General features: G+C 65.2%; 22 protein-coding genes. 6 read left to right on the top strand and 16 right to left on the bottom strand.

Going from position 1 to position 20400, the window contains the following annotated elements; translation table 11 throughout:
* Window positions 1-12: 12 nt before the first annotated feature.
* The 4 genes from AB4Y40_RS30520 to AB4Y40_RS30505 form a co-directional block, all read right to left on the bottom strand.
* Window positions 13-1305, bottom strand: a complete 1293-nt coding sequence (locus tag AB4Y40_RS30520; RefSeq protein ID WP_368691026.1) for an MFS transporter — start codon at window positions 1303-1305, stop codon at window positions 13-15.
* Window positions 1306-1439: 134 nt separating this feature from the next.
* Window positions 1440-2654: an MFS transporter gene (locus tag AB4Y40_RS30515; protein ID WP_368691025.1), complete on the bottom strand. Its 1215-nt coding sequence runs from the start codon at window positions 2652-2654 to the stop codon at window positions 1440-1442.
* Complete coding sequence (locus tag AB4Y40_RS30510; RefSeq protein ID WP_368691024.1) at window positions 2651-3442, bottom strand: DeoR/GlpR family DNA-binding transcription regulator; 792 nt, start codon at window positions 3440-3442, stop codon at window positions 2651-2653. Before AB4Y40_RS30510 ends, AB4Y40_RS30515 begins: the two co-directional genes overlap by 4 nt.
* A gap of 127 nt (window positions 3443-3569) precedes the next feature.
* Window positions 3570-4604 (bottom strand): LacI family DNA-binding transcriptional regulator, encoded by a 1035-nt coding sequence (locus AB4Y40_RS30505; RefSeq protein WP_368691023.1) that lies wholly within the window; start codon window positions 4602-4604, stop codon window positions 3570-3572.
* Between the two features lie 250 nt (window positions 4605-4854).
* Between AB4Y40_RS30505 and AB4Y40_RS30500 the strand changes: the two genes are divergently transcribed.
* From AB4Y40_RS30500 to AB4Y40_RS30485, 4 genes are all read left to right on the top strand, one after another.
* Complete coding sequence (locus tag AB4Y40_RS30500; RefSeq protein ID WP_368691022.1) at window positions 4855-5913, top strand: fatty acid desaturase; 1059 nt, start codon at window positions 4855-4857, stop codon at window positions 5911-5913.
* Between the two features lie 55 nt (window positions 5914-5968).
* Window positions 5969-6292: a non-heme iron oxygenase ferredoxin subunit gene (locus AB4Y40_RS30495; RefSeq protein ID WP_368691021.1), complete on the top strand. Its 324-nt coding sequence runs from the start codon at window positions 5969-5971 to the stop codon at window positions 6290-6292.
* Window positions 6293-6404: 112 nt separating this feature from the next.
* Window positions 6405-7382, top strand: a complete 978-nt coding sequence (locus AB4Y40_RS30490) for a sugar ABC transporter substrate-binding protein (protein ID WP_368691166.1) — start codon at window positions 6405-6407, stop codon at window positions 7380-7382.
* 17 nt (window positions 7383-7399) lie between these two features.
* Window positions 7400-8647 carry an NAD(P)/FAD-dependent oxidoreductase gene (locus AB4Y40_RS30485; RefSeq protein ID WP_368691020.1) on the top strand — a complete coding sequence of 416 codons (1248 nt, stop codon included), beginning with the start codon at window positions 7400-7402 and terminating at the stop codon, window positions 8645-8647.
* Window positions 8648-8748: 101 nt separating this feature from the next.
* Here the strand turns inward: AB4Y40_RS30485 and AB4Y40_RS30480 are convergent, their stop codons facing one another.
* The 10 genes from AB4Y40_RS30480 to AB4Y40_RS30435 form a co-directional block, all read right to left on the bottom strand.
* Window positions 8749-9879, bottom strand: a complete 1131-nt coding sequence (locus AB4Y40_RS30480; RefSeq protein ID WP_368691019.1) for a patatin-like phospholipase family protein — start codon at window positions 9877-9879, stop codon at window positions 8749-8751.
* Between the two features lie 143 nt (window positions 9880-10022).
* Window positions 10023-10736, bottom strand: coding sequence for a GGDEF domain-containing protein (locus tag AB4Y40_RS30475; RefSeq protein ID WP_368691018.1), 714 nt, complete (start codon window positions 10734-10736; stop codon window positions 10023-10025).
* Window positions 10737-10785: 49 nt separating this feature from the next.
* Window positions 10786-11172, bottom strand: coding sequence for a DUF1987 domain-containing protein (locus tag AB4Y40_RS30470; protein WP_368691017.1), 387 nt, complete (start codon window positions 11170-11172; stop codon window positions 10786-10788).
* A gap of 18 nt (window positions 11173-11190) precedes the next feature.
* Window positions 11191-11754: a SiaB family protein kinase gene (locus AB4Y40_RS30465; RefSeq protein WP_133179389.1), complete on the bottom strand. Its 564-nt coding sequence runs from the start codon at window positions 11752-11754 to the stop codon at window positions 11191-11193.
* A 14-nt stretch (window positions 11755-11768) separates the two neighbouring features.
* Complete coding sequence (locus AB4Y40_RS30460; RefSeq protein ID WP_368691016.1) at window positions 11769-13001, bottom strand: SpoIIE family protein phosphatase; 1233 nt, start codon at window positions 12999-13001, stop codon at window positions 11769-11771.
* A gap of 177 nt (window positions 13002-13178) precedes the next feature.
* Window positions 13179-13487 (bottom strand): non-heme iron oxygenase ferredoxin subunit, encoded by a 309-nt coding sequence (locus AB4Y40_RS30455; RefSeq protein WP_133179390.1) that lies wholly within the window; start codon window positions 13485-13487, stop codon window positions 13179-13181.
* A gap of 43 nt (window positions 13488-13530) precedes the next feature.
* Window positions 13531-14601 carry a fatty acid desaturase family protein gene (locus AB4Y40_RS30450; RefSeq protein WP_368691015.1) on the bottom strand — a complete coding sequence of 357 codons (1071 nt, stop codon included), beginning with the start codon at window positions 14599-14601 and terminating at the stop codon, window positions 13531-13533.
* 130 nt (window positions 14602-14731) lie between these two features.
* Window positions 14732-15853 (bottom strand): alanine racemase, encoded by a 1122-nt coding sequence (gene alr / locus AB4Y40_RS30445; RefSeq protein WP_368691014.1) that lies wholly within the window; start codon window positions 15851-15853, stop codon window positions 14732-14734.
* 134 nt (window positions 15854-15987) lie between these two features.
* On the bottom strand, window positions 15988-16590 hold the full coding sequence (locus AB4Y40_RS30440; RefSeq protein ID WP_368691013.1) for an alpha/beta fold hydrolase: 603 nt from the start codon (window positions 16588-16590) through the stop codon (window positions 15988-15990).
* A 37-nt stretch (window positions 16591-16627) separates the two neighbouring features.
* The gene (locus AB4Y40_RS30435; protein ID WP_368691012.1) at window positions 16628-17521 is read right to left on the bottom strand and encodes a LysR family transcriptional regulator; all 894 of its coding nucleotides are present in this window, start codon (window positions 17519-17521) and stop codon (window positions 16628-16630) included.
* Between the two features lie 102 nt (window positions 17522-17623).
* Here AB4Y40_RS30435 and AB4Y40_RS30430 point away from each other — a divergent pair, with 102 nt between their 5' ends.
* Window positions 17624-18049, top strand: coding sequence for a VOC family protein (locus tag AB4Y40_RS30430; RefSeq protein ID WP_342921987.1), 426 nt, complete (start codon window positions 17624-17626; stop codon window positions 18047-18049).
* Between the two features lie 21 nt (window positions 18050-18070).
* Here AB4Y40_RS30430 and AB4Y40_RS30425 read toward each other — a convergent pair whose 3' ends face one another.
* Complete coding sequence (locus tag AB4Y40_RS30425; RefSeq protein ID WP_368691011.1) at window positions 18071-19186, bottom strand: linear amide C-N hydrolase; 1116 nt, start codon at window positions 19184-19186, stop codon at window positions 18071-18073.
* A gap of 155 nt (window positions 19187-19341) precedes the next feature.
* Complete coding sequence (locus AB4Y40_RS30420; RefSeq protein WP_368691010.1) at window positions 19342-19626, bottom strand: hypothetical protein; 285 nt, start codon at window positions 19624-19626, stop codon at window positions 19342-19344.
* Window positions 19627-19828: 202 nt separating this feature from the next.
* On the opposite strand from AB4Y40_RS30420, the gene AB4Y40_RS30415 reads away from it, so the two are divergent.
* Window positions 19829-20311 (top strand): hypothetical protein, encoded by a 483-nt coding sequence (locus tag AB4Y40_RS30415; protein WP_368691009.1) that lies wholly within the window; start codon window positions 19829-19831, stop codon window positions 20309-20311.
* Window positions 20312-20400: the final 89 nt, after the last annotated feature.

Genomic DNA, 20400 nt, shown 5'->3' with positions numbered 1-20400 from the left:
GCTTCGGTCGCCTTACTCCTGCCGGTTCTCGGTCGCGAAGCGCATTGGCTTCACGTTGTGCGGCTCGGCTCGCGCTGCATCGAGGCCTTCGATCGAGCGCAGCCGCGCGGGCGCCGAGAACAGGATGATCGCGAGTTGAAGGGCGAATCCGCACGCGGCGCCTACGAGGCAACTCGTCATGCCAAGGTGCGTGCTCAGGAACGCGCCGAGCAGGGCACCGAGCGGGCGGGCGCCGAACGTCGCCATCATGATGACCGACGAGACGCGCGCGATCAGATCGCGAGGCGTGACGACCTGGCGCAACGCCGTGGTCGAGATGGTCCAGACGATCGGCCCGAAGCCGAACAGAAAGAACGCCAGGAACACGCTGGCGCGCGAATGTGTGAGGACGGTGCTCGCCATCAACAGCGAGCCAAGCGCGGCGCTCGTCGGGCCGAGCAGGATTTGCCGCCCGAAGACGAGCCGCCTGGCGATGATCTTGTAGAGAAACGCGCCGCCCACCATCCCGAAGCCATATACACCAAGCGCAACGCCCACGGCCGATGGCGCGAACGCGAGCCGGTGTATCGCGTACCAGGCGAACACGGCGAGCAGCAGATACCACGACGTATTGAAGACGAAGGCCGTCGCCACGATGGGCCGCAGATGCGTGCTGCGCGCGATGAACTGCACGCCGTCGAAGAGTTCGCGTGCGAGCGCGCGACGCGAACGCGGGCGCGGCGCCTCGGCGGGCAGGCGTGCGAGACACCACGCGCTGGCGAGCGAGAGGGCGAACGCCGCGAGAAACGCGAACACGCCCGACGCCCAGCCCGCAAAAATGCCGCCCACGGAAGGCCCCGCCGTATAGGCGATGCTGCGCGCGATTTCGAGCCGCCGGTTGGCGGCGAGCAGGTCGCCCGTTTCGACCATGGCCGCGACGAGCGAGGGCGCAGTCACGCTGAACACCACCGTGCCGGTTGCGATGGCGAAGCCCAGCGTGCCGAGCATGTAGAGCGACAGCACGCGCGCATGGAACAGCGCGAACAGCACGAAGAGGGCGGCGGCGCGCAGCAGTTCGGTCGCGATCATGAGCGGCTTGCGCCGGCTGCGATCGGCAATGAGACCGGCGGGCAACGAGAGCAGCAGGAACGGTAGGGTATTGACGGCCTGCAGCGAGGCGCTTTGCTGTGCCGTGGCGCCCAATGCCACCACGGCGACGATCGGGATGACCGCAATGGCCATCTGCTCGCTGAATTGCGCGGCGAGACTCGCGTGCGAAAGATTGACGACGACGCGCTGTGGCGTCGCACTACCAGTTGTGCTCATTGTCGATGTCCCGAAGATCGATCCGGCGCGGGCCGGATGCGGTGGTTTGAGCTTTGGGATCGAGTCTACGCAGGGCGCCTGGGTGGAGATATCCGGATCTTGTGGTGATATTCGATGCGCCGGGCGACCGCAGGTCAGTCCGCCTCGATACGATCCGCGTCGCGCGAATCTTTGCGCACTTGCACATGCGTGGCCGGTTCGCCGCGCGACGCATCGACATCGCGAACCGCACGGCTACCCGCAAAGCATACCGCGAGCGTCGCGAGCACGAGCACGCCGAGGGCGAGTTGCAATCCAACGAGCCCCGCGCCGAAGCCGATGATCGGCGGCCCCACGAGAAAGCCTGCATACCCGGTCGTCGCCGCCATCGACACGCCGGTCACGGGCGGGTCGGTCGTACGCCCGGCCGCGCTGAAAATCACCGGCACCACGTTGGCGAGCCCAATGCCGACGCAGATGAATCCCACCACCGCCGTCGCGAGCGCCGGCGCAGCGAGCACGGCGGCCAGACCCGCAGCCGAAAGCAGGCCGCCCAGCGCGACCACGCGCACCGCGCCCAGTCGCCGCACGAACGCGTCGCCCACCACGCGGCACGCCGCCATGGCGAACGCGAACGACGTATAGCCGATGCCCGCGCTATCCGCATGAGCGGGCAAGGCGGTGCGCAGGTACACGGCGCTCCAGTCGGCAATGGCGCCCTCGGTCATCATGCACAGGAACGCGAGCGCGGCGAGCTTCACGACGCCCGCCTGCGGCAACGCGAAGCCGCCGCCCGACGCAGCCTCCGGGCGCGTGCCCACGTCGCGCAGCGAGAACAAAGCCGCGCCGACGATCAGCACGGCGATGGGAATGGCGGGCAGCGCGAGACCGCTCAGCACACCGAACCCTGCTTTCTGAAGCACCGTACCAACGGCCGCACCCGCCAGACCGCCCGCGCTCCATGCCGCATGGAACGACGACATGATCGGCGCATGCCACACTTTCTCGATCGCGCTGGCATGGCCGTTCATGGAAACGTCGAGCGCGCCGTTGAGCGCGCCGAGCAGCAGCAACGCGGCACACAGCAGCGGCGCGTTGGGCGCGAGCGCGGGCAACGGAAACGCGGCGGCGAACAGCACGCCGAGCAGGGCGGTCGCGCGGCCGCTGCCGAACTTCGGCGCGAGACGCCCCGCAAGCGGCATGGCGACGATGGCGCCCAGCGCGAACGCAAAGAGCGCGACGCCGAGCAGGGAGTCGCCAAGCTGCAGATTGTCCTTCACGCGCGGCACCTCGACGGCCCACGCGCCGATGCCGAAGCCGTTCGCCAGAAAGACCGCCGTGGTGGCGTAGCGTTCGCGCAGGGGCCTCATCGCGCCACCGCCACGTCGCCGCATGCGGCTTTCAGTTGCTTCAGATGGAGTTTCGGCACGTCGGCATCGACGACCAGATAGTCGAGCGAGGCGCACGGCGCGATGACGAAGGGCGCGGATGTCATGAGCTTTTCCGTGGTGACTGCCGCCGCGATCTGGCCGCTTGCCGCGACCATCGCGCGCTTCATTTCGGCATCCTCTGCATCGAAGGCCGCGATGCCTTCGGAGGGATCGAGTGCGCAGGCGCCGAGAAAGCAGAGGTCGGCCTTGATCTGCTGAATCTGCACGAGCGCCGTGGCCCCCAGCGCGCCCGCGGCCTGCGCGCTCACGCGCCCGCCGATCAGGATGACTTCGATGCCTAGGCGCTCGAGCAGTCGCACGCAGGCCTGCGGCGACGTGGTGACGACCGTGAGGCCGGCGTTCTCGGGCAGCGCCGCCGCGATCTCGACGTTCGTGGAACCCGCGTCGAGCAGGATCACCTGGTTCGGCTTGACGAGCGCGGCGGCGGCGCGCGCAAGGCGCGCCTTGGCGGGCAGTTGCTCGCGCATGCGCACGGAGGCGGGCTTGTTGGCGGGCGAGATGAGCAGCGCGCCGCCATACACGCGCTTGCAGTGCCCCGCCTCGGCCAGGTCGCGCAAATGGCGCCGGATCGTGTGCTCCGAGGTGTCGAGCTGTGCGGCGAGTTCGGTGGCCAGCACGCGGCCCTCGGCGCGCAGTTTTTCGAGGATCAGGCGCTCGCGCTCGTCGGGGAGCAGGCCTTCACTGGCCGCCAGGCGTGTTCGTTGCATGGGTTTCGGTTCCCGCTTGCTCGTTGGCTTGCTCGTCAAATCGAGCAAAAACGAGCATAAAGTATCGTAAACGGGCAATACATGCAACCGGCCGTGCGGCGTTCGGGGCGCAGCCGCTTCAGCCGCGTCAGGGCAGGGAATAACGCGAATACGTTTCGATCGGGAGGAGCGCCTGCGCGGGCGGCGTGCCGCCGGCCGCCGCGTGGCGCATCTGTTCGACGGCCGTGCGCAGCAGCAGACCCAAATCTTGCGAAAGCAGATAGTCGATCACGTCCGTGCGCAACAGCGGCTCCGTCACGGCGTTCACCTCATGCGTCACATAGAGCGTGCGGCCCGCAAGGCCGCGCTCGCGCAGCGCCGCCGCGAGTCCTTCGTTGCCGCCCGCCACGTTGTAGATGCCGTCGAGCGCGCCGTGCATTTCCATGCAGCGCCGCGTGGCCTCGTAGGTTGCCGGACCCGAGTCCGCGCCCTTGATCACTTCGACCACGTTCACGTGGGGAAAGCGCTGGCGCAGCAGCGAGCGAAAGCCGATCTCGCGGTCTTCGTGACAGGTGTACGAGAACGTTGCGACCACAACGGCCACGGAAGGCGAGGGCCGTCCCTCGAGGTGCCGGCCGACGAGGAACGCGGCCGACTGGCCCGCGGCACGGTTGTTCACGCCCACGTAGATGTGGCGCGCATCGGTGTCGACGTCGGTGATCAGCGTCACCACGCCGAGACCCCGCGCCATGCATTCGCGCAGCGCCGACGTAATGGGCGGCGTGTTCGTGCAGACGATGCCGATGGCGTCGGCAGCGCCTTGCGCCGCATCGCGCACGCGCAGCGCAACGTCTTCGTCGCTGGCGCCCACGCAATTGACCACCTCGAGCGTCACGCCCGCCGCCGCGAACTCGGCTTCGAGGCTCGCTGCCGTGCGTGTGAGTTCCGCGGTGAAGGCGTCGCCGGCCTGCAGGAGGAGGCGCACGCGCAGCGCATGGGACGAAGTACGCGATGCCTGGGACAGCGCCTCGCCGTCGCCCGCGCCTAGTTGTCTGAGCGCGGCTTCCACGGCGCTGCGCGTGCGCGGGTGCACGCCGGGCCGGTCGTTGAGCGCCCGGTCGATGGTCGCGCGGCTTAGCTGCGTGAGTTCCATTAACTGCTTCAGCGTCGGGCGGCTCTTCATCGGGGCTCCGGAGCGAATGAGTGCGATCGCATTTTGCCTCAAAATGAGTCTTTCGATCCGAATATTTGAAATTTATCTCCACGTGGAGAACGTTTTCAGGCGCGGGTTGCTTAGGTGAAAACCCTCTGATGCTCAAGATGAGTCATTTTATCCTTTGACGATGGCTCATTTAGAGCCTGTAATTCGACTCAAGGATGAGCAAAATCAAGGCGCCTCATCGCGTTCAATGTCATCCACGGGAGTTCGACTCATGTCCGCACAGCCAGGCTCGCCACAAGTCATCACGATGGACGATTGGTACCGTTGCCCGCTCGACCGCAAGGTGCTCAAGGAGGTCACGCGGCGCAACGACAGGACTGCCCTGACGTATTTCGGCGGCTTCATGGCGCTCGTGCTCGCCACCGGCGCGCTCGCGTGGCTTTCGTTGGGCACGCTCTGGTGCATTCCGGCGTTCCTGCTGTACGGCACGATCTACGCGTTCGCCGAGGCGATGGAGCACGAGCTGCGCCACCGGACGCCGTTCAGGAGCGAGTGGCTCAACGAGTCCGTGCACTGGGTGATCTGCTTCATGACCTGGCGCGAGCAGATCTACAGCCGCTGGTCGCATGCGCAGCATCACACCTATACGCACCTCACGGCCACGGTGCCCGCCGACGCCGAAATCGCTGTCAAGCGGCCGCCCAATTACCTCAAGCTCGCCACCGACTTCCTGCGCGTCTCCCATGGCATGCATCATCTCGGCAACATCGTGCTGCATAGCCTCGGCATCGTGACGAGGAGCGCGAAGGCCGTCGTGCCGGTGGTCGAATATCGGGCGATGCGCCGCAATTCGCGGGTCATGCTCGCGCTCTACGTGGCCGTTGGCGTGTGGGCCTTCGCAGTGCATAGCTGGCTGCCCGTGGTGTTCCTGCTGCTGCCCCGCGCCTACGGCGCCTGGCTGCATGAACTGCTGGCCATTACGCAGCACACCGGTTTGCGCGAGAACGAACTCGATCACCGCTTCTCCACCCGCACGCTGCGCCTGAACCCCGTGCTGCAGTTTCTCTACTGGAACATGAACTATCACGTCGAGCACCACATGTTCCCCAACGTGCCGTTTCATGCGCTGCCCAAACTGCGCAAAGCGATCGAGGCCGACTTGCCGCCCGCTTATGACGGTCTGTTCGACGCGTGGGCCGAGATCGTGCACGTGTTGCGCATGCAGCGCCACGACCCGGACTACATGATCACGCCGCAGGTGCCCGGCAAGACGGCGGGTGTCACGCGCGAGGCCGCCGCTGCGAATGCCTTTGCCGCCGATACGCAATGACGCCTGGACGCTACCTGTAGACCCTTTTCGAAAGATGACGATGGAGGAGACGACCATGAACATTCTTCAATGGCACGAGGTATGCGCGAGCGACGCACTCGAAGAAGGGGACGTGATGGAGTTCGAGCACGAAGGCGAGCTGTACGCGATCTATCACACGCCCACGGGCTACTACGCGTCCGCAGGGGTCTGCACGCACGAAACGGCGCGCCTCGCGCAAGGTCTCGTGTTCGGCGACATCATCGAATGTCCGATGCATATGGGGCGTTTTCACATTCCCTCGGGCGCGGCCAAGGGGGCGCCGGTTTGCGTGAACCTCGCCACGCACCCGGTCAAGGTGGAAGGCGGCACGATCTATCTCGGGCTCGCCGCGGATTGATTCGGCATACGAATCTTTGAAGCACCACGATAACGATGCAACTTAGGAGGCAGCCGTGAATGTTCCTTTCGTGAAGGTCTTGCCGCTGGCGGCGACGGTGCTGGTACTCGCAATGAGTCCCGTAGCGCACGCGGACCCCGTGGCGCATTTCGACTTCATTTCGCACGCGCCCGATTCGGATGCGTGGTGGAATACCGTCAAGAACGGCATCAAGCAGGCCGATCAGGACTTCAATGTACAGACCGATTACCGTAATCCGCCCAATGGCGATATCGCCGACATGGTGCAGCTCGTGAATCAGGCGGCCGCGCGCAATTACGACGGCGTGGTCACGACCATTGCGGATTTCGATCTGCTCAAGGGCGCCGTGGCGCGCCTGAAAGCGAAGAACATTCCCTTCATCACCGCGAATACGGGCACCGAGCAACAGAGCGCCGAGCTTGGCGCGCTCATGCACGTGGGCCAGCCCGAGTATCTCGCGGGCAAGGAGGCGGGCTTGCGCGCAAAGGCGGACGGCGTGAAGACGTTCCTGTGCGTGAATCATTACGCCACGAATCCGCTTTCGTTCGAACGCTGTCGCGGCTTTGCCGACGCCATCGGCGCGAACATGAAAACCTCGGTGCTCGATGCGGGCACCGATCCCACGGGCATAGAATCGAAGGTGAGTGCGTATCTGCGCAACCACCCGGACACCCAGGCCGTGCTCACGCTCGGTCCGACCTCGGCCGATCCGACGATACGCGCGGTGAAGAGCCTCGGGCTGGCGGGCAAGATCTGGTTTGCGACTTTCGATATCGATTCGGACGTCGCGAAGGGCATCAAGGACGGCACGATCAAGTTCTGCACCGACCAGCAACCGTATTTGCAGGGATATATTCCGGTGGCCCTGCTGGCGATCATGCGTCAGAACCACAACAACGACGTGCTGCAGGCGCGCACCGCGCTCGAGCAGAACCCGAAGTTCCAGCAGCGGTTGAAGGACTATGGGCTCAAGCCCGTGTACGAGGCGCGCAATATCAGCTCCGGGCCGGGCTTCATCACGCCGCAGAACATTCAGCAGGTGTCTGCGCTCGCGGGCCAGTATCGTTGAGCGTGCAAGGAGTCAGCATGAGTGCGGGCGATGCCATGGTGGTGATCGGCGGCGGCCAGTGCGGTGCACGCGCCGTGCAGGTGCTGCGCGAAGGCGGCTGGCAAGGCGCGATCGCGCTGATCGCCGATGAAGCCGCGCAACCGTACGAACGGCCGCCGCTTTCCAAGGCGGTGCTGCTGGGCGAGCGCACGCCGGAACAGGGCGCGATACACCGCGAGGCGTTCTATCGCGAGCACGGTGTCGATCTGCGCAGCGGCTGCGGCGCGAGCGCGATCGATCGCGCTGCGCACACGGTAACGCTCGAGAACGGCGAGACGCTTGCCTACCGTCGCCTGCTGATCGCGACCGGTGCCGAGCCTCGCCGCATGAGCGTGCCCGGCGCGGATCTCGCGGGCGTGCACGTGTTGCGCAATGCCGGCGACGCGCTCGCCATCGCGGGCGAACTCGGGTCAGGGCGCCGCATTGCCGTGGTAGGCGCGGGCTTCATCGGGCTCGAAGTCGCGTCCTCGGCCGCGCAGCGCGGATGCGAAGTCGTCGTGTTCGAAGCCGCGCCGCGCGCGTTGATGCGCGCGGTGCCCGCGGAGGTGGCGCAGTGCCTCGTGGTCCTTCATCGCCAGCGAGGCGTTGATGTGCGCTTCGACGTGCAGGTGCAGCGCGTCGAGGGCGACGGGCGCGTCAATGCTGTCGTGCTCGGCGACGGAACCGTCGTGCCTTGCGATGCCGTCGTGATCGGCATTGGCGTTGTACCGCGTGTGGCGCTCGCGCAGGAAGCGGGTCTCGCGATCGACAACGGCATTGCCGTCGATGCCATGCTGCGGACCAGCGACCCCGATATCTACGCCGCGGGCGACGCGTGTTCGTTCGTGCATCCGCTATACGGGCGGCGCATTCGTCTCGAATGCTGGCGCAACGCCGAGGATCAGGCGCGCGTGGCGGCGCTCAACATGCTCGGCCGCGACGAGGCGCACAGCGCCGTGCCGTGGTTCTGGTCCGATCAATACGACATGACGATCCAGATCGCGGGCTTGCCCGCGTTCGGCTCGACGAAGGCCGTGCGCGCGACGGGCACGGCATCGAAGGTGTTCTTCGCGTTCGACGAAGCAGGCGTGCTGGTGGGCGCGAGCGGCGTGGGACAAACGGGCGAAATCGCCCGCGACGTACGGATTGCGCAGGAACTGATTGCGCGCCGTGCGCGCATCGAACCCGAGCGTCTTGCCGACAGCGCGACCAAACTCAAATCGCTGCTCGCCGCTGCCATGCACTGAACGACCTGACCGATCTGCCCGGCCGGTGGCTCCACCCGCCGGCTTTTTTTCCACTGCGGTTCGAGTGGGGCGATAGGGGCTTCGTGCCCTATCGCTTTCTTTTATTCTTCGTCCGCGCTGTAGACGCTGAGGCCTTCAATCGGGTCCATCGGGGCTTCCCAGGGCCTGGCTTCGATCGCGAGCATGGCGGCCTCGTAGCCCGCGCGTCGGCGCGCGGCGATGCCGGACGGCGTGAAGTCGATGTCCTTCAACTGGTCGTCGCCGTCGAGTCGCGGCGCCGCCAGCTTGATGAGCCGCATGGTGGTCTCGCAGCCCCATGCCGCCAACTCCTTCACATCGAGTGCGTCGCGTTCGGCCTCGGGCACGCGCTTCGCCAGTTCGCGGATCACATGGCGCAAGCGGTGGATCTGCTGTTGACGCGCGATATGGCTTTCCGTGCGGCTCGCGTATTGAATGTCTTTTTGCCGCTCTGCGATCTGCCAGATGCTTTGCGGCTCCGGGCCCGCCGGATTCCACACCTGCACCGAAAAGATGACCGAACTGTGGCGCGGCTTGTCGTCCAGCACCACCTCGACCGGTGTATTGGAATAGATGCCGCCGTCCCAGTACGGCTCGCCGTCGATGCGCACCGCCGGGAACGCGGGCGGCAGCGCGCCCGAACTCATGATGTGTTCGACATTCAGGCGCTGGTCGCGCGAATCGAAATAGCGCATTGCGCCCGTGCGGGCGTTCACCGCGCCCACGGTGAGGCGCGGGTGCCCGGCGTTGAGCAATTCGAAGTCGACCAGGGAAACGAGCGTGTCGTGCAGCGGGGCGATCCTGTAGTAGGACGCGCGATCGACGCCGAGGTGCGCGAGCGGACCGAACCACGATGCAGGGTTGGGCTGAAAGAACCCCGCAATGCCGCCGCCGATGATCATCAGCTTTGCAAACGTTTTGTCCCAGCCGGGCGCGAAGCCAGGCCACGCGGCAGCCACGTCGAGGCGGGTGCGGTCGGTCACGCGGTGCCAGAATTCGTCCAGACGCGCGAAGCGGTGCTCCGGTGCGTTGCCGGCGATCAACGCAGCGTTGATGGCGCCAATGGAGGTGCCGATCACCCAGTCCACCTGGATGCCGGCTTCGTGCAGCGCCTCATAGACGCCGAGTTGATAGGCGCCCAACGCGCCGCCGCCCTGCAACACGAGTACGACTTGCCCTGGCAATGCCAGGCTTGCCGGCTGCTTCGCTGTCATCGATCGCCTCGCTGTTTTGCTCTACCGGCGCGCGCTTTCGTGACCTGCATTCTTCAGACGCGTCGCCGTTTTCTCCGCACCATTGTAGTGGCGTTCGGAAAAGACGAGCGTTGCGTGGCAACGGCCCGGATGGCCGCCGTCGCTCAACCCGCCGAAGCGATCTGCCCTTCGAACGTCACGCAGTTGCGGCCGCCGCGCTTGGCGGTGTACAGCGCGGAATCGGCGAGTCCGTACGCCGTATCGAAATCGGTGCCGGCCGGATTGTCGCTGACGCCGAAGCTGGCGGTGATGGGGCGGCACACCGGCGCGGCGAACGCGTGATTCGCAATGGCTGCGCGCATGCGCTCGGCGAGTTGCAAGGCATCGGCGATGTCGAAGCCCGGCAAGACGACGGTGAACTCTTCGCCGCCCACGCGTCCGATGATGCCGGTCTCGCCGAGAATGCGCCGCAGGCAGTTCACGATGCCCGAGATCACGCTGTCGCCGGCCGGGTGCCCGAAGTCGTCGTTGACCTTCTTGAAGTCGTCGATGTCGAGCAGGATCATCACCGCCCGATTCGCGCGCAGCGCCTTCACCGTGCGTTCGATCACGGCGCTGCGATTGAGCACCCCGGTCAGCGCGTCGTGCGTCGCGCGATATTGCAGTTGCTGCGTGAGCGCCTGCATTTCGCGCTCGGCACGATCGCTGCGTCCGATCAGGCGGCGCGTTTCGCGCATCAGGCGCTCGTAGTGCTGGATCAGCTCGATGAGCGCCTCGCGATGACTGTGCGCGTACGCCTCCGGAGCCTCGGCAATCATCCGGGCCCGCTCCAGCGCCTCGCTTTCGCTGCGGAACAGGTCGAGGTAATGATCCTTCATTGCGTCCCGCAAGCCAGTCGTTTCCACGCGCGTCGTCCTCAAGGCATCCTCACGTTGCAACCGGGCAATCATTGAACTTGATTGCCGTGAAGTCGGTTTGCAGTTCCTCGCCGAATTCGAGGATCGTTTCGTCTTCTTCGTCGCGATACCAGTTCACCTGCACCTGGTTGCCCGCCGCGGCGGCGCGATCGAGGGCGTCGAACACGCTGAACAGCATTTTCGTGCTCGAGCTGTTGAAGTAGGTGAGCGTGACCTCGACCGTGATCGTGGCGTTTTCGCAAGCCTTGAGCCAGAGATTGAGCCGCTCGATGATCGGCGCATAAAACGCGGCAGCATGCTCGGGATACGATTCGCCTCGCAGAGACAGCACGTTTTCGTCGAAGCGGAAGTCGATCTCCGGCGACGTTGCCGTGGCGGCGATAAAAAGGTTTTCCATTTTGTACGCGTGCCCTGGTCAGATGATGGTCTTGAGGCAAAACAGTGTGGTGCCCGTATCGTCTTCGCGTGGATGAAACGCGAATTCGAGCGGCGCACTGGCGTCGCGCGCCATCGTCAGAAAACCCAGTCCCGCGCCTTTGCTGTCGGCAGGCGTGTCGGCGCGCAGCGACATCTTGTAGGCCTGCTTGATTTCTTCGATCGACATGTTGCGCAGCGGCTCCAGCTTCTCGCGCAAATCGTCCACGGCCGCCGTCGCGATGGGATTCACGCATACCATGAGGTGGCGCTCGCCTTCGGCGGAAATGCACATCGCGCCTTCGCGTATTGCGCCGCCCTGGCCTTGATCTTCCGAGAGCGCGTCGCACGAGTAGTGCACGATATTGTGCGAAAGCTCGATGAATGACGAGAAGATCCTTCTGCGCGTGGACGAACTCAGTCCCGCCACTTCCAGTTGCAGCTTGACGACCTCGCTCATCGCCGCGACGATGCTGTGCGAGAAATAGCCTTTGTGATAGAAGAGCAAACTGCGCTTCTGAGCGATTTCGAAGAAGCAGCAGTTTTGATCCAGAATTCCAGACATATTGGTGAACTACCTCAAGCTCGTGCGAAGAAAAGCGTGACGTCGTCGCGACGCGCCTGGGAGCCTTGCCATTCGGCGAAGGTTTCGAGCAAGCGTGTGCAGATGAATGAAGAAGCGTGCTCGCGCTCGGCGAGAATCCGGTCGAGAGTGCGGCGTTTGCCGAAGGCGATCTTGCGCGGGCCGCCGATCTGATCGGTCAGGCCGTCGGTGGAAACGAACAGGAGGCTGCCGTGCGGCACAGCTACAGCGTGCTGGCTCCACGTGTAATCGGCGAGGCTGTCGACATAGCCCACGCCCATGCGGTCGCCGGCAATGCTGTCGAACTCTTGCGCGTCCGCACGCAAGACATGCAGCGCGACCCGTGCACCCGCAAAGTGCAGCACCTGGCTAGCGGCGTCGAACCAGAAAAACGCGGCGTCGAGACCGTCGTTGGACTGCGGGGCGTCGCCAGCGCCATTGATTTGCCCGAGCAAGCCCTTCACATTGCGATTGACGGCTGCCAGCAGAGCGGAGGGGTTGCGCGGGCCGATCTGTTCGAGCGCCTGCGAGAGCGACGCCGAGGCGAGTAAGGTCATGAACGCACCGGGTACGCCGTGCCCCGTGCAATCGGCCACCGCGCCGAACCAGCCGTCGGCGAACGCAGCGAAATGGTAGAAGTCGCCGCCCACCACGTCGCGCGGTTCCCAGACGAGCGCGGCATCGGGCAGCATGGTCGCGAGCGTTTCGCGCGAGGCGCGCAGCATGGCTTGCTGGATCACGCTCGCATACTCGATGCTCTGCATGATCTGCCGATTCTTTTCCGCCTGCATTTCCGCGACGATGGACAGCAGGCGCAAGCCGTTGCCTACGCCGGCGAAGCGGCCGTCGCGCGTCACGATGAAACCGTCGACCAGCGCCTTTTCGCCGACTTCAACCGTTTTGAACGTGAGCGCCTCGATGCTCATGGCCGCATCGACGATCAATGGCTCTTTGTCCATGAATGCGATGCAGCTCTTCTTGTCGTACAGCTCGCGGTGAAACGGCTTGCTCATTTGCGACAGAAAAATATCGCGGTTGATGAGCCCGATGGGGCGATCGTTTTCGATCACCGCGAGACTGGCCATGTCGCGCCTCGAATAGAAAATCTCCATGACGAGAGAGTTCGAATCCGAAGCGTCGATGGCCGGCACTTCCAGAGCCAATTCTCCGGCGCTGCGCGGGCCTACGGGAAGACCCGGACGACGAAACTGCGCGAGCGCGGGGTGCATGACTATCCATTCCGATTAATATGGAGAATCAGCACGCTAATGGCTATTTATGTCATTCTCGTTACATGGGCGAGAGTAAGCGCTCGAGTTCGCTTGTTTAATACACCGTATTGATCGTCGAATGCCACGCTAACGTTTGCGCGTTTTTTTCGCTTCCCTTTGCAAGGTTTTGGTGCGTCACACTTCAATATAGATTCGTCCGCCTTCGACCCTGGCCGGATACGTGGCGAGCTTCTCACATACCGGTGCACAAAGCGGCTTGCCGTCACGTACGTCGAAGCGGCCATTGTGCTTCGGACATTCGATCACATGACCCATGACGAGGCCGTCGCTCAGGTGCACGTGCTCGTGCGTGCAGAGCCCGTCGCTCGCGTAGACCTGGTCTTCCACGCGGTAGATTGCGAAGGTGCGTCCGCCGTGGTCGAAGCGCATGACGTCTTCGTCTTCGATATCGTCGAGTGCGGCAGCGTCGATCCATTGGGTCATTGGGTGTCTCCAGATTGATATTGAAGGTTGCGCGCGCAACGGATCAGGCTTCGGCGTGACCCGGCACCGGGCGCGCCACGTGATAGTAGGGATCGCGTGTTTGCCGCACGAGCGCGGGAATGATTTCCGCGTAGGCGGCAAGGCTGCTGCGATAGGGCGGCGGCATATCCATTTTCACGACTTCGTGCAGGCGCGGCAGCGCGTGAAAAGGAACCATCGGAAACATGTGATGCTCGACGTGATAATTCATGTTCCAGTAGAGAAAGCGGAACACGGGATTCATCATCACCGTGCGGCAGTTGCGCCGGTGGTCGAGCACGTTCTCGGGCATGCCCGCGTGCTGCGTGAGGCCGAAGTAGAGATAAAGCCACGCGCCGTAGAGGCTCGGCAGGCCGATATAGAGCAGCGGCAGGACGCTGCGAAAGCCGATGCACGCGCCGATCACCATCGCGTAGACGAGCAGGCTCAGGCGCGCTTCGCGAATGGCCTTGGGCCATTCGGAGGCGGGCACGAAGCTTCGTTCTTCCGCGCCCAGGCGTCCGCACGCAGCGGAGATCATGCGCGGCAGCTCGCGCGAGGCGTGCTTGAGCGCGAAGATGTTGAGGGCGAGCGAGAGCCAGTCGGTGGGGCGCGGTGCGGCGATCTCGGGATCGCGGCCCACCACGAGCGTGTCGGTGTGATGGCGCGCGTGGCTCCAGCGCCAGATCGTTGCGCAGCGGAACACCTGGAACGACGCGATCTGATAGAGCACGTCGTTCAGCCAGCGCGTCTTGAATGCGGTGCCGTGCCCCGCTTCGTGCCAGCGCGAATCGGCGGGGCTGCAATAGAGCGTGCCGTAGAGCAGGAACGTGGGCACGGCCCACCACGAGTGCGCATGCCAGAGGAACCCGGCGAGCACGCCGCTCGCGACGATGGCCGCATACCAGATCACGGTGTCGCGGATGGCGCGCGCGTCGCTGCGCTGCATCAGCTGCTTCATCACGGGGCGCGGCACGGCGCACCGGTACCAGTCCGCGTTGACGAGGCCCGCTGCGCGCGCGCGTTCGCCTGCACCGCCGATGAGCCGGTAGTCCGCGTGATGCGGCGCGTAGGCGTGAGTCTCCTGGTCGGCCACGAGTGTCTCCTTGAAGTGTTGGCGGCGCGCGGCGTGCGATGCGCCGCGCGTTTCAACACAAAATAGGTGACGCAAGGCCGGGGCTCAACCGGAAGTTTGACGAAATTTCGTCAGCGAGCTTTCGGCGTCGTCAGGCTGCCACGCGCTCGCCGTGTATTTGCGCGGCGCGGGCCGTATCCGCACCGTCGGCCACGACCACCGGCACGCGCGGCGCGAGTGCGCACATCAGCTCGTAGCCAATCGTGCCCGACGCTTCGGCCACTTCGTCCACGCGCACCTGGTCGCCCCACAGCTCGACGCTCGAACCGATGCCCGCCTGCGGGCACGGCGTGAGATCGACCGTGAGCATGTCCATCGAGACGCGCCCGACCACGCGCGTGCGCACGCCGTCCACGGCAATCGGCGTGCCGGTGGGCGCGTGGCGCGGATAACCGTCCGCATAGCCGCACGCCACCACGCCGATGCGCATGGGCCGGTCGACCTCGAAGGTGCGGCCGTAGCCGATGGTTTCCTGCGGCGCGAGCGTCTGCACGCCGATGATGCGGCTCGTGAGCGTCATGGCCGAACGCAGCCCGAAGCCTTCCAGATGCCGCGCCACGCCCGTGGGCGACGCGCCATAGAGGATCGTGCCGGGGCGCACCCAGTCGCGATGCGCGCGCGGGTGCCAGAGCACGCCCGCCGAATTCGACACCGACTGCTCGCCGGGAATACCCTGCACCGCCGCGTCGAAGGTGTCGAGCTGCCAGTCGATGTGGCCGTCGTCGGCGTTCGCGAAGTGTGTCATGAGGCCGATCGCGCCGATCGACGCAATGCCGCGTGCGCGTTCCCACGCGGCGCGATACGCATGGGGACGGAAACCCAGGCGGTTCATGCCCGAGTTCATCTTCAGCTGGATATCGATGGGCTGCTGCGGCTTCGCTGCCGCGAGCAGATCGAGCTGCTCGTCGCAATGCACGGCCACGGTGAGCCGGTGCGCTGCGGCCAGCTCGATGTCGGCGGGTTCGAACACGCCTTCGAGCAGCAGCAGCGGTTTGGTCCAGCCCAGTTCGCGCACGCGCACGGCTTCATCGAGGTCGAGCAGGGCGATGCCGTCGGCGCCCGCGAGCGCCGGATAGATGCGCTCGATGCCGTGACCGTACGCGTTGGCCTTGATCACGGCGAAGGCGCGCGAGCCGGCCGCGATCTGCTTTACGAGCTGCAGGTTGTGACGGATGGCGTCGGGTTGAATGCGGGCGACGATGGGGCGCGGCATAGGCGTTCCTGTGGGTTGGATGGCGACGGTCTAGTGGTTTGTACAATCGTATTGATTTTCGTCCAGTTATTTTTAATGTATTTTTCGGCGAATTTGGTCGAAACGACTGTCGCTGCGTCCCGCAGGGCAACGGGTCAGCCCGCCATCAGATGCGCCTCCACGAGCGGCGCCAGCGCCTGGGCGTGGACGCTCGCGAGATCGTGCTCGCCGCCGCGCACCACGTGCAGCGTGGATTTCGCGAGCAGCGCGTTGAGCCGCTCGCCGACCGCGACGGGACTCAAGGGATCGTTGTCGCCCCAAAGCAGCAGGGCCGGCTGGGTGATGCGTGATATCTGGTTCGAAAGGTCCGCATGGAACGAGACGAACCACTCGGGGAACGCGCTCGTGTCGCCCGCGCGCCAGTTCTGCGCGCCGAGCGCCGCGGTGTCGATGCCGCCCGACGTGACCGAGAGCACCAGATGCGTGACGAACTGCGGCTTCTCGAGCGCCGCGCACACGGCGATGACGCCGCCCATCGACTGGGCGATCAACGCCGTGGGCCGATCCAGCATGGCCAGCACGCGCTGGACGATGGCGTCGATGCTGGCGACCGCCGGGTCCGGCGGTTCGCCGCCAAAACCCGGATAGCCGACGAAGCGGCGCGCTGCCGGCGTGACGAGCCGATCGGACAGCGGTTGCCAGAAGGCCTTGTTGCCGGAGGCGCCGGGCAGGAAAAGCAATTGTTCGGGAGTGCTCACGTGTGTTTCTCCGGGGGGCGTGCAAGGCATGACGGGTTCATGGCGCCTCGTCCGCCGGCTGTTGCTCACGGGCGCGCGATTCGAGCAGCTGGATCAGCAGGCGCGCAGGCTCGCTCAGCGTACCGGGCGCGCGATGCACGAGGCCGACGTCGCGGTGGAACGTGTGCTGCCCGAGATCGATTGCGCGCACTTTGGCGGGCCAGCGCCGCCACGCCGACGTTTGCGGCACGAGCGCGACGCCCACGCCGTTCGCGACGAGCCCGACGATGGCCTCCAGTTCGTCGAGCTCGCTCAGGTCCTGCACGGTGTAGTGCATGCGGCGCAGGAAGCGGTCGACCTGGCGCCCGCCGAACGATGCCCGATCGTAGCGGATGAAGGGTTGCGTCGCCAGCAGCTCGGCCCAGTCGTGGCCTTTCACGTGACGCGGCACGATGAGCCGGAACGGCTCGCGCGCGAGCGTGGTCCAGCGCAAGTCGCTTTGCAGTGCGAAGGGTGGCCGGATGATGGCCGCCATGTCGATTTCGCCCGCATCCACGAGATTGTGAAGCTCCATCGAAACGCCGGGGATCACCCGCGTGCGGCAGCCGGCACAACGGCGGTGGAATTCGGCGAGCGCCTCGGGCACCAGCGCGCGCTGCACGGAAGCGATTGCGCCGAGCGTGACGCGCCCGGTCGCCGCGGGACCGGCCGCGCTCGAACTGAGGTTTTCATAGAGCCGGATGACTTCGTGCGCCTGGGCGAGGATCTGCTGGCCCATCGCGTTCAGGCGCGCGGCGCGCCCCTCGCGGTCGAACAGCGCGAAACCCAGCGCCGCCTCGAGTCGCTGCATTTGCGCGCTCACGGCGGCCTGGGTCAGGCCGATCTTCTGTCCCGCCGCGGCGAACGTGCCTTCTCTCGCCACGGCCACGAGGGTTCTGAGTTCGCGTATCATTCATCAAGAATATTTGTATATCAGAAAATTATATATTGATTTTGTTTTTGATTCGGCCTGTCTACCATGGCGGGATCGCTTTCGAAGACAGTGGAGACACGCATGTCGCTTTCCCCCTTTCACCTCGCCATTCCCGTTTATGACCTCGCAGCCGCGCGCGACTTCTACGGCCGCGTGTTCGGCCTCGCGGAAGGGCGCTCCAGCGCGCAGTGGGTCGACTTCGACTTCTTCGGCCATCAGCTCGTGATTCACGAGCACCCGAAAACGGCCTCGCAGGACCACGCGCACACCAACCCCGTGGACGGCCACGACGTGCCGGTGCCGCACTTCGGCGTCGTGCTGGGCTGGGGCGACTGGGAGGCGCTGGCCGAGCGCCTCAAGACCTTCGGCGTGAAGTTCGTGATCGAACCCTACGTACGCTTCAAGGGGCAGGTGGGCGAGCAAGCCACGATGTTCTTGCTCGACCCGTGCGGCAATGCGCTTGAATTCAAGGCGTTCAAGGACATCGGCCAGCTGTTCGCCAAATAAGCGCGACTCGCCGCAAGGTGGTCAAGGCGCGGGCGCAGGCATGAACCTGAACGACGGCGTCGCCACGAAATTGCCCGACACCTCGCCCGAATACACCTGGCCCGAATCGATCGTGAGCTTCATCACGGGCGCGCCGGGCTTGAGGTCGAGCTTGCTCAGCGAGATCCAGAAGGTGTCGGGGCGCGTGGCGGAATCGAAGTAATAGACGCGGTTCGTCTGGTCCGCGACCGTGCGCCAGATCGTCGACGAGAGATTCGGCAGGTTGGGCGTGGTGATGCCGAGCGGCACGCTCACCGAGCGCATGAGGCTCATCACGCTCGCCACGGCCTGATAGTTGGGGTTCTGCTGCGGCACGCCCGCCATATAGGCCGGATCGGGCTTCTTCGGAATGGCATCGAGCAGAAACGAGGTGCGCACGAATCGATCCGCCGCGCGATTCGTGCCGGGCAGAAAGGCGAGCCCGCCCACGCCTTTCCAGTACGTGTCGAGCGCGAGCTGTTCGGGGTAGATCGGCGAATTCGTCATCACCTTGTACGCCTTGTCGTGCATGATCACGAGCTTGCCGTCGATATATTCGAGGATCGCCGAGTCGCCTTGCGAATCGGAAAGCGCGAGGTGAATCGTGATCGGCTTGCCGTCGGGCAGCGGCGGTGCAATGATCTGGAACGGCTCGTGTCCAAGCGCATTCACGGCCTCGCCGACGGTGGCGAAATTGTCGAGCACGTATTGCGCCCACAGGCTGATGGCGAGCGGCGGCCGCCCCGAGTTGGGCTTGCCATAATCGGTTTCGGCCAGATAGAGCGCGTTGGCCGAGAGGCCGCGCTCGTTCATGCCGTCCACACTGCCGATGTCGTAGCCCGAGACCACCACGCTGCCGTATTTCGAGCGCCAGTGCGGCGAGCGCGGGCCCGCGTTGCCGTCGCGTTCGATCCCGGCCGGAAAGACCCAGAGGTTCGAGCGCATGTCCTCGGACCAGTCCATCGAACGTCCCGTGATGACGAGGCCGCTGTCGCCCACGTAGAGCGCGCGCGTGCAGGCTTGTGCGGAATCGATGACGAGCGGCGCAGCCAGCAAGGCGAGCGAAGCGGCAAGCACGCGGGCTTTCAGGCGCAGACGCGAACCAACCTGACGGGACATGATGGCGTTCCAGTTGCAGGACGCGCCGATCATGTCATGGAACGCGCTTTGAGCCGTTCCAACTTGGCCGAAGCACAGGCATGCCCTCGCGCGCGCTATGCGGCGCGGATAGCCTGGTGCGGTTGTCGCTGGCCGGTTGGCCGTTTATCGGCGGCTCAGTGGTGCAGATACAGCACGGCGCGCGAATGCGAGTGCGTGCCCATGCCCGACTGCGATGTGGCGCCCGGCACGCCGCCCACGCCCCAGAGCGTGGCATCGTCGGCGCCGCTGCGCGTCGCGACGCGGGCTTCGGCGGCGTGCACGTCGGCGGGAAGCTGCGCATGCGCCGCGGGGCCGCTGTTCAAATCGAGCTGGGTGTAGGCGTGGCCGCTTTGCGCGAAGGCAGCGGCCGGCAAGAGCAGCGCCGCAACGAGCGCGGTTGAATAGATTCCGGTTTTCATGATCCGACCTCCATCGTGTTCGCCGCGATGCCACCGGCGAAGGGCCTGGCGGCTCGCAAATCGAGCATAGGAGCGGATTCTTAACGGTGGATTAATGCCAATGCGCAGACGCGTTTTAAGCGATTTTTAAGTCTTGCTCGACATAGTAGAAAACGCCTCCCGGCGCAAACCGCGCGTGGAGACTCGAACAATGGAGGATGAGATGCGTTTTCGCACTGCTATGGCGGCGGCCGCACTGGTGTGCGCACCGGCCCTCGCATTGGCGGCCCAGCCGCTTTTCGTCAACGTCGACGGCCACCTCGTTCCGGCTCAGGGCGACACCCATGTGGTCCAGACCTCGGCAGGCCCGCTCAAGATCAGTACGTGGAGCTGGCATAGCCCGAACGGCGCCAGCAGCATTCAGGTTCAGAGCAGCAGCGGCGGACCGCCGCCCGCGTGGGCGCTGCAGCAGATGCGCGCAATGACCACGCAGATGTGGGCCATGCAGGCCCAGATGCAGCAGCTCCAGCAGGCGGCATTCAACGGTGCGTTCGCGATGCCCACACCGATGCCGGTGCTGTTCGCGGTGCCCGCGTGGGCGATGCCGGGGCCGGTGATCGTCGTCTATCCGGGGCATGCGCTGGCGCCTGCATCGGGACAACCGCCCGCGATCGCACCGCCGCATGCGCCGGCAGTGAAAGCGTAAGCGCGCAACGCAGTGAGGGCCGGGCCGCCAGTTGATGCTGGCGGCCGTCGACGATAATCAGGAAAACTGATGATTGTACGCGCGCAGGC

Source organism: Paraburkholderia sp. EG287B (assembly GCF_040965595.1).
Taxonomy (GTDB): Bacteria; Pseudomonadota; Gammaproteobacteria; order Burkholderiales; family Burkholderiaceae; genus Paraburkholderia.
This window is presented reverse-complemented; position numbering and strand designations above follow the sequence as displayed.

Coding starts and splice junctions, on each gene's coding strand:
- AB4Y40_RS30520 (WP_368691026.1), bottom strand. CDS start 1,305: ATGAGCACAACTGGTAGTGCGACGCCACAGCGCGTCGTCGTCAATCTT.
- AB4Y40_RS30515 (WP_368691025.1), bottom strand. CDS start 2,654: ATGAGGCCCCTGCGCGAACGCTACGCCACCACGGCGGTCTTTCTGGCG.
- AB4Y40_RS30510 (WP_368691024.1), bottom strand. CDS start 3,442: ATGCAACGAACACGCCTGGCGGCCAGTGAAGGCCTGCTCCCCGACGAG.
- AB4Y40_RS30505 (WP_368691023.1), bottom strand. CDS start 4,604: ATGAAGAGCCGCCCGACGCTGAAGCAGTTAATGGAACTCACGCAGCTA.
- AB4Y40_RS30500 (WP_368691022.1), top strand. CDS start 4,855: ATGTCCGCACAGCCAGGCTCGCCACAAGTCATCACGATGGACGATTGG.
- AB4Y40_RS30495 (WP_368691021.1), top strand. CDS start 5,969: ATGAACATTCTTCAATGGCACGAGGTATGCGCGAGCGACGCACTCGAA.
- AB4Y40_RS30490 (WP_368691166.1), top strand. CDS start 6,405: ATGAGTCCCGTAGCGCACGCGGACCCCGTGGCGCATTTCGACTTCATT.
- AB4Y40_RS30485 (WP_368691020.1), top strand. CDS start 7,400: ATGAGTGCGGGCGATGCCATGGTGGTGATCGGCGGCGGCCAGTGCGGT.
- AB4Y40_RS30480 (WP_368691019.1), bottom strand. CDS start 9,879: ATGACAGCGAAGCAGCCGGCAAGCCTGGCATTGCCAGGGCAAGTCGTA.
- AB4Y40_RS30475 (WP_368691018.1), bottom strand. CDS start 10,736: ATGAAGGATCATTACCTCGACCTGTTCCGCAGCGAAAGCGAGGCGCTG.
- AB4Y40_RS30470 (WP_368691017.1), bottom strand. CDS start 11,172: ATGGAAAACCTTTTTATCGCCGCCACGGCAACGTCGCCGGAGATCGAC.
- AB4Y40_RS30465 (WP_133179389.1), bottom strand. CDS start 11,754: ATGTCTGGAATTCTGGATCAAAACTGCTGCTTCTTCGAAATCGCTCAG.
- AB4Y40_RS30460 (WP_368691016.1), bottom strand. CDS start 13,001: ATGCACCCCGCGCTCGCGCAGTTTCGTCGTCCGGGTCTTCCCGTAGGC.
- AB4Y40_RS30455 (WP_133179390.1), bottom strand. CDS start 13,487: ATGACCCAATGGATCGACGCTGCCGCACTCGACGATATCGAAGACGAA.
- alr (WP_368691014.1), bottom strand. CDS start 15,853: ATGCCGCGCCCCATCGTCGCCCGCATTCAACCCGACGCCATCCGTCAC.
- AB4Y40_RS30435 (WP_368691012.1), bottom strand. CDS start 17,521: ATGATACGCGAACTCAGAACCCTCGTGGCCGTGGCGAGAGAAGGCACG.
- AB4Y40_RS30430 (WP_342921987.1), top strand. CDS start 17,624: ATGTCGCTTTCCCCCTTTCACCTCGCCATTCCCGTTTATGACCTCGCA.
- AB4Y40_RS30425 (WP_368691011.1), bottom strand. CDS start 19,186: ATGTCCCGTCAGGTTGGTTCGCGTCTGCGCCTGAAAGCCCGCGTGCTT.
- AB4Y40_RS30420 (WP_368691010.1), bottom strand. CDS start 19,626: ATGAAAACCGGAATCTATTCAACCGCGCTCGTTGCGGCGCTGCTCTTG.
- AB4Y40_RS30415 (WP_368691009.1), top strand. CDS start 19,829: ATGCGTTTTCGCACTGCTATGGCGGCGGCCGCACTGGTGTGCGCACCG.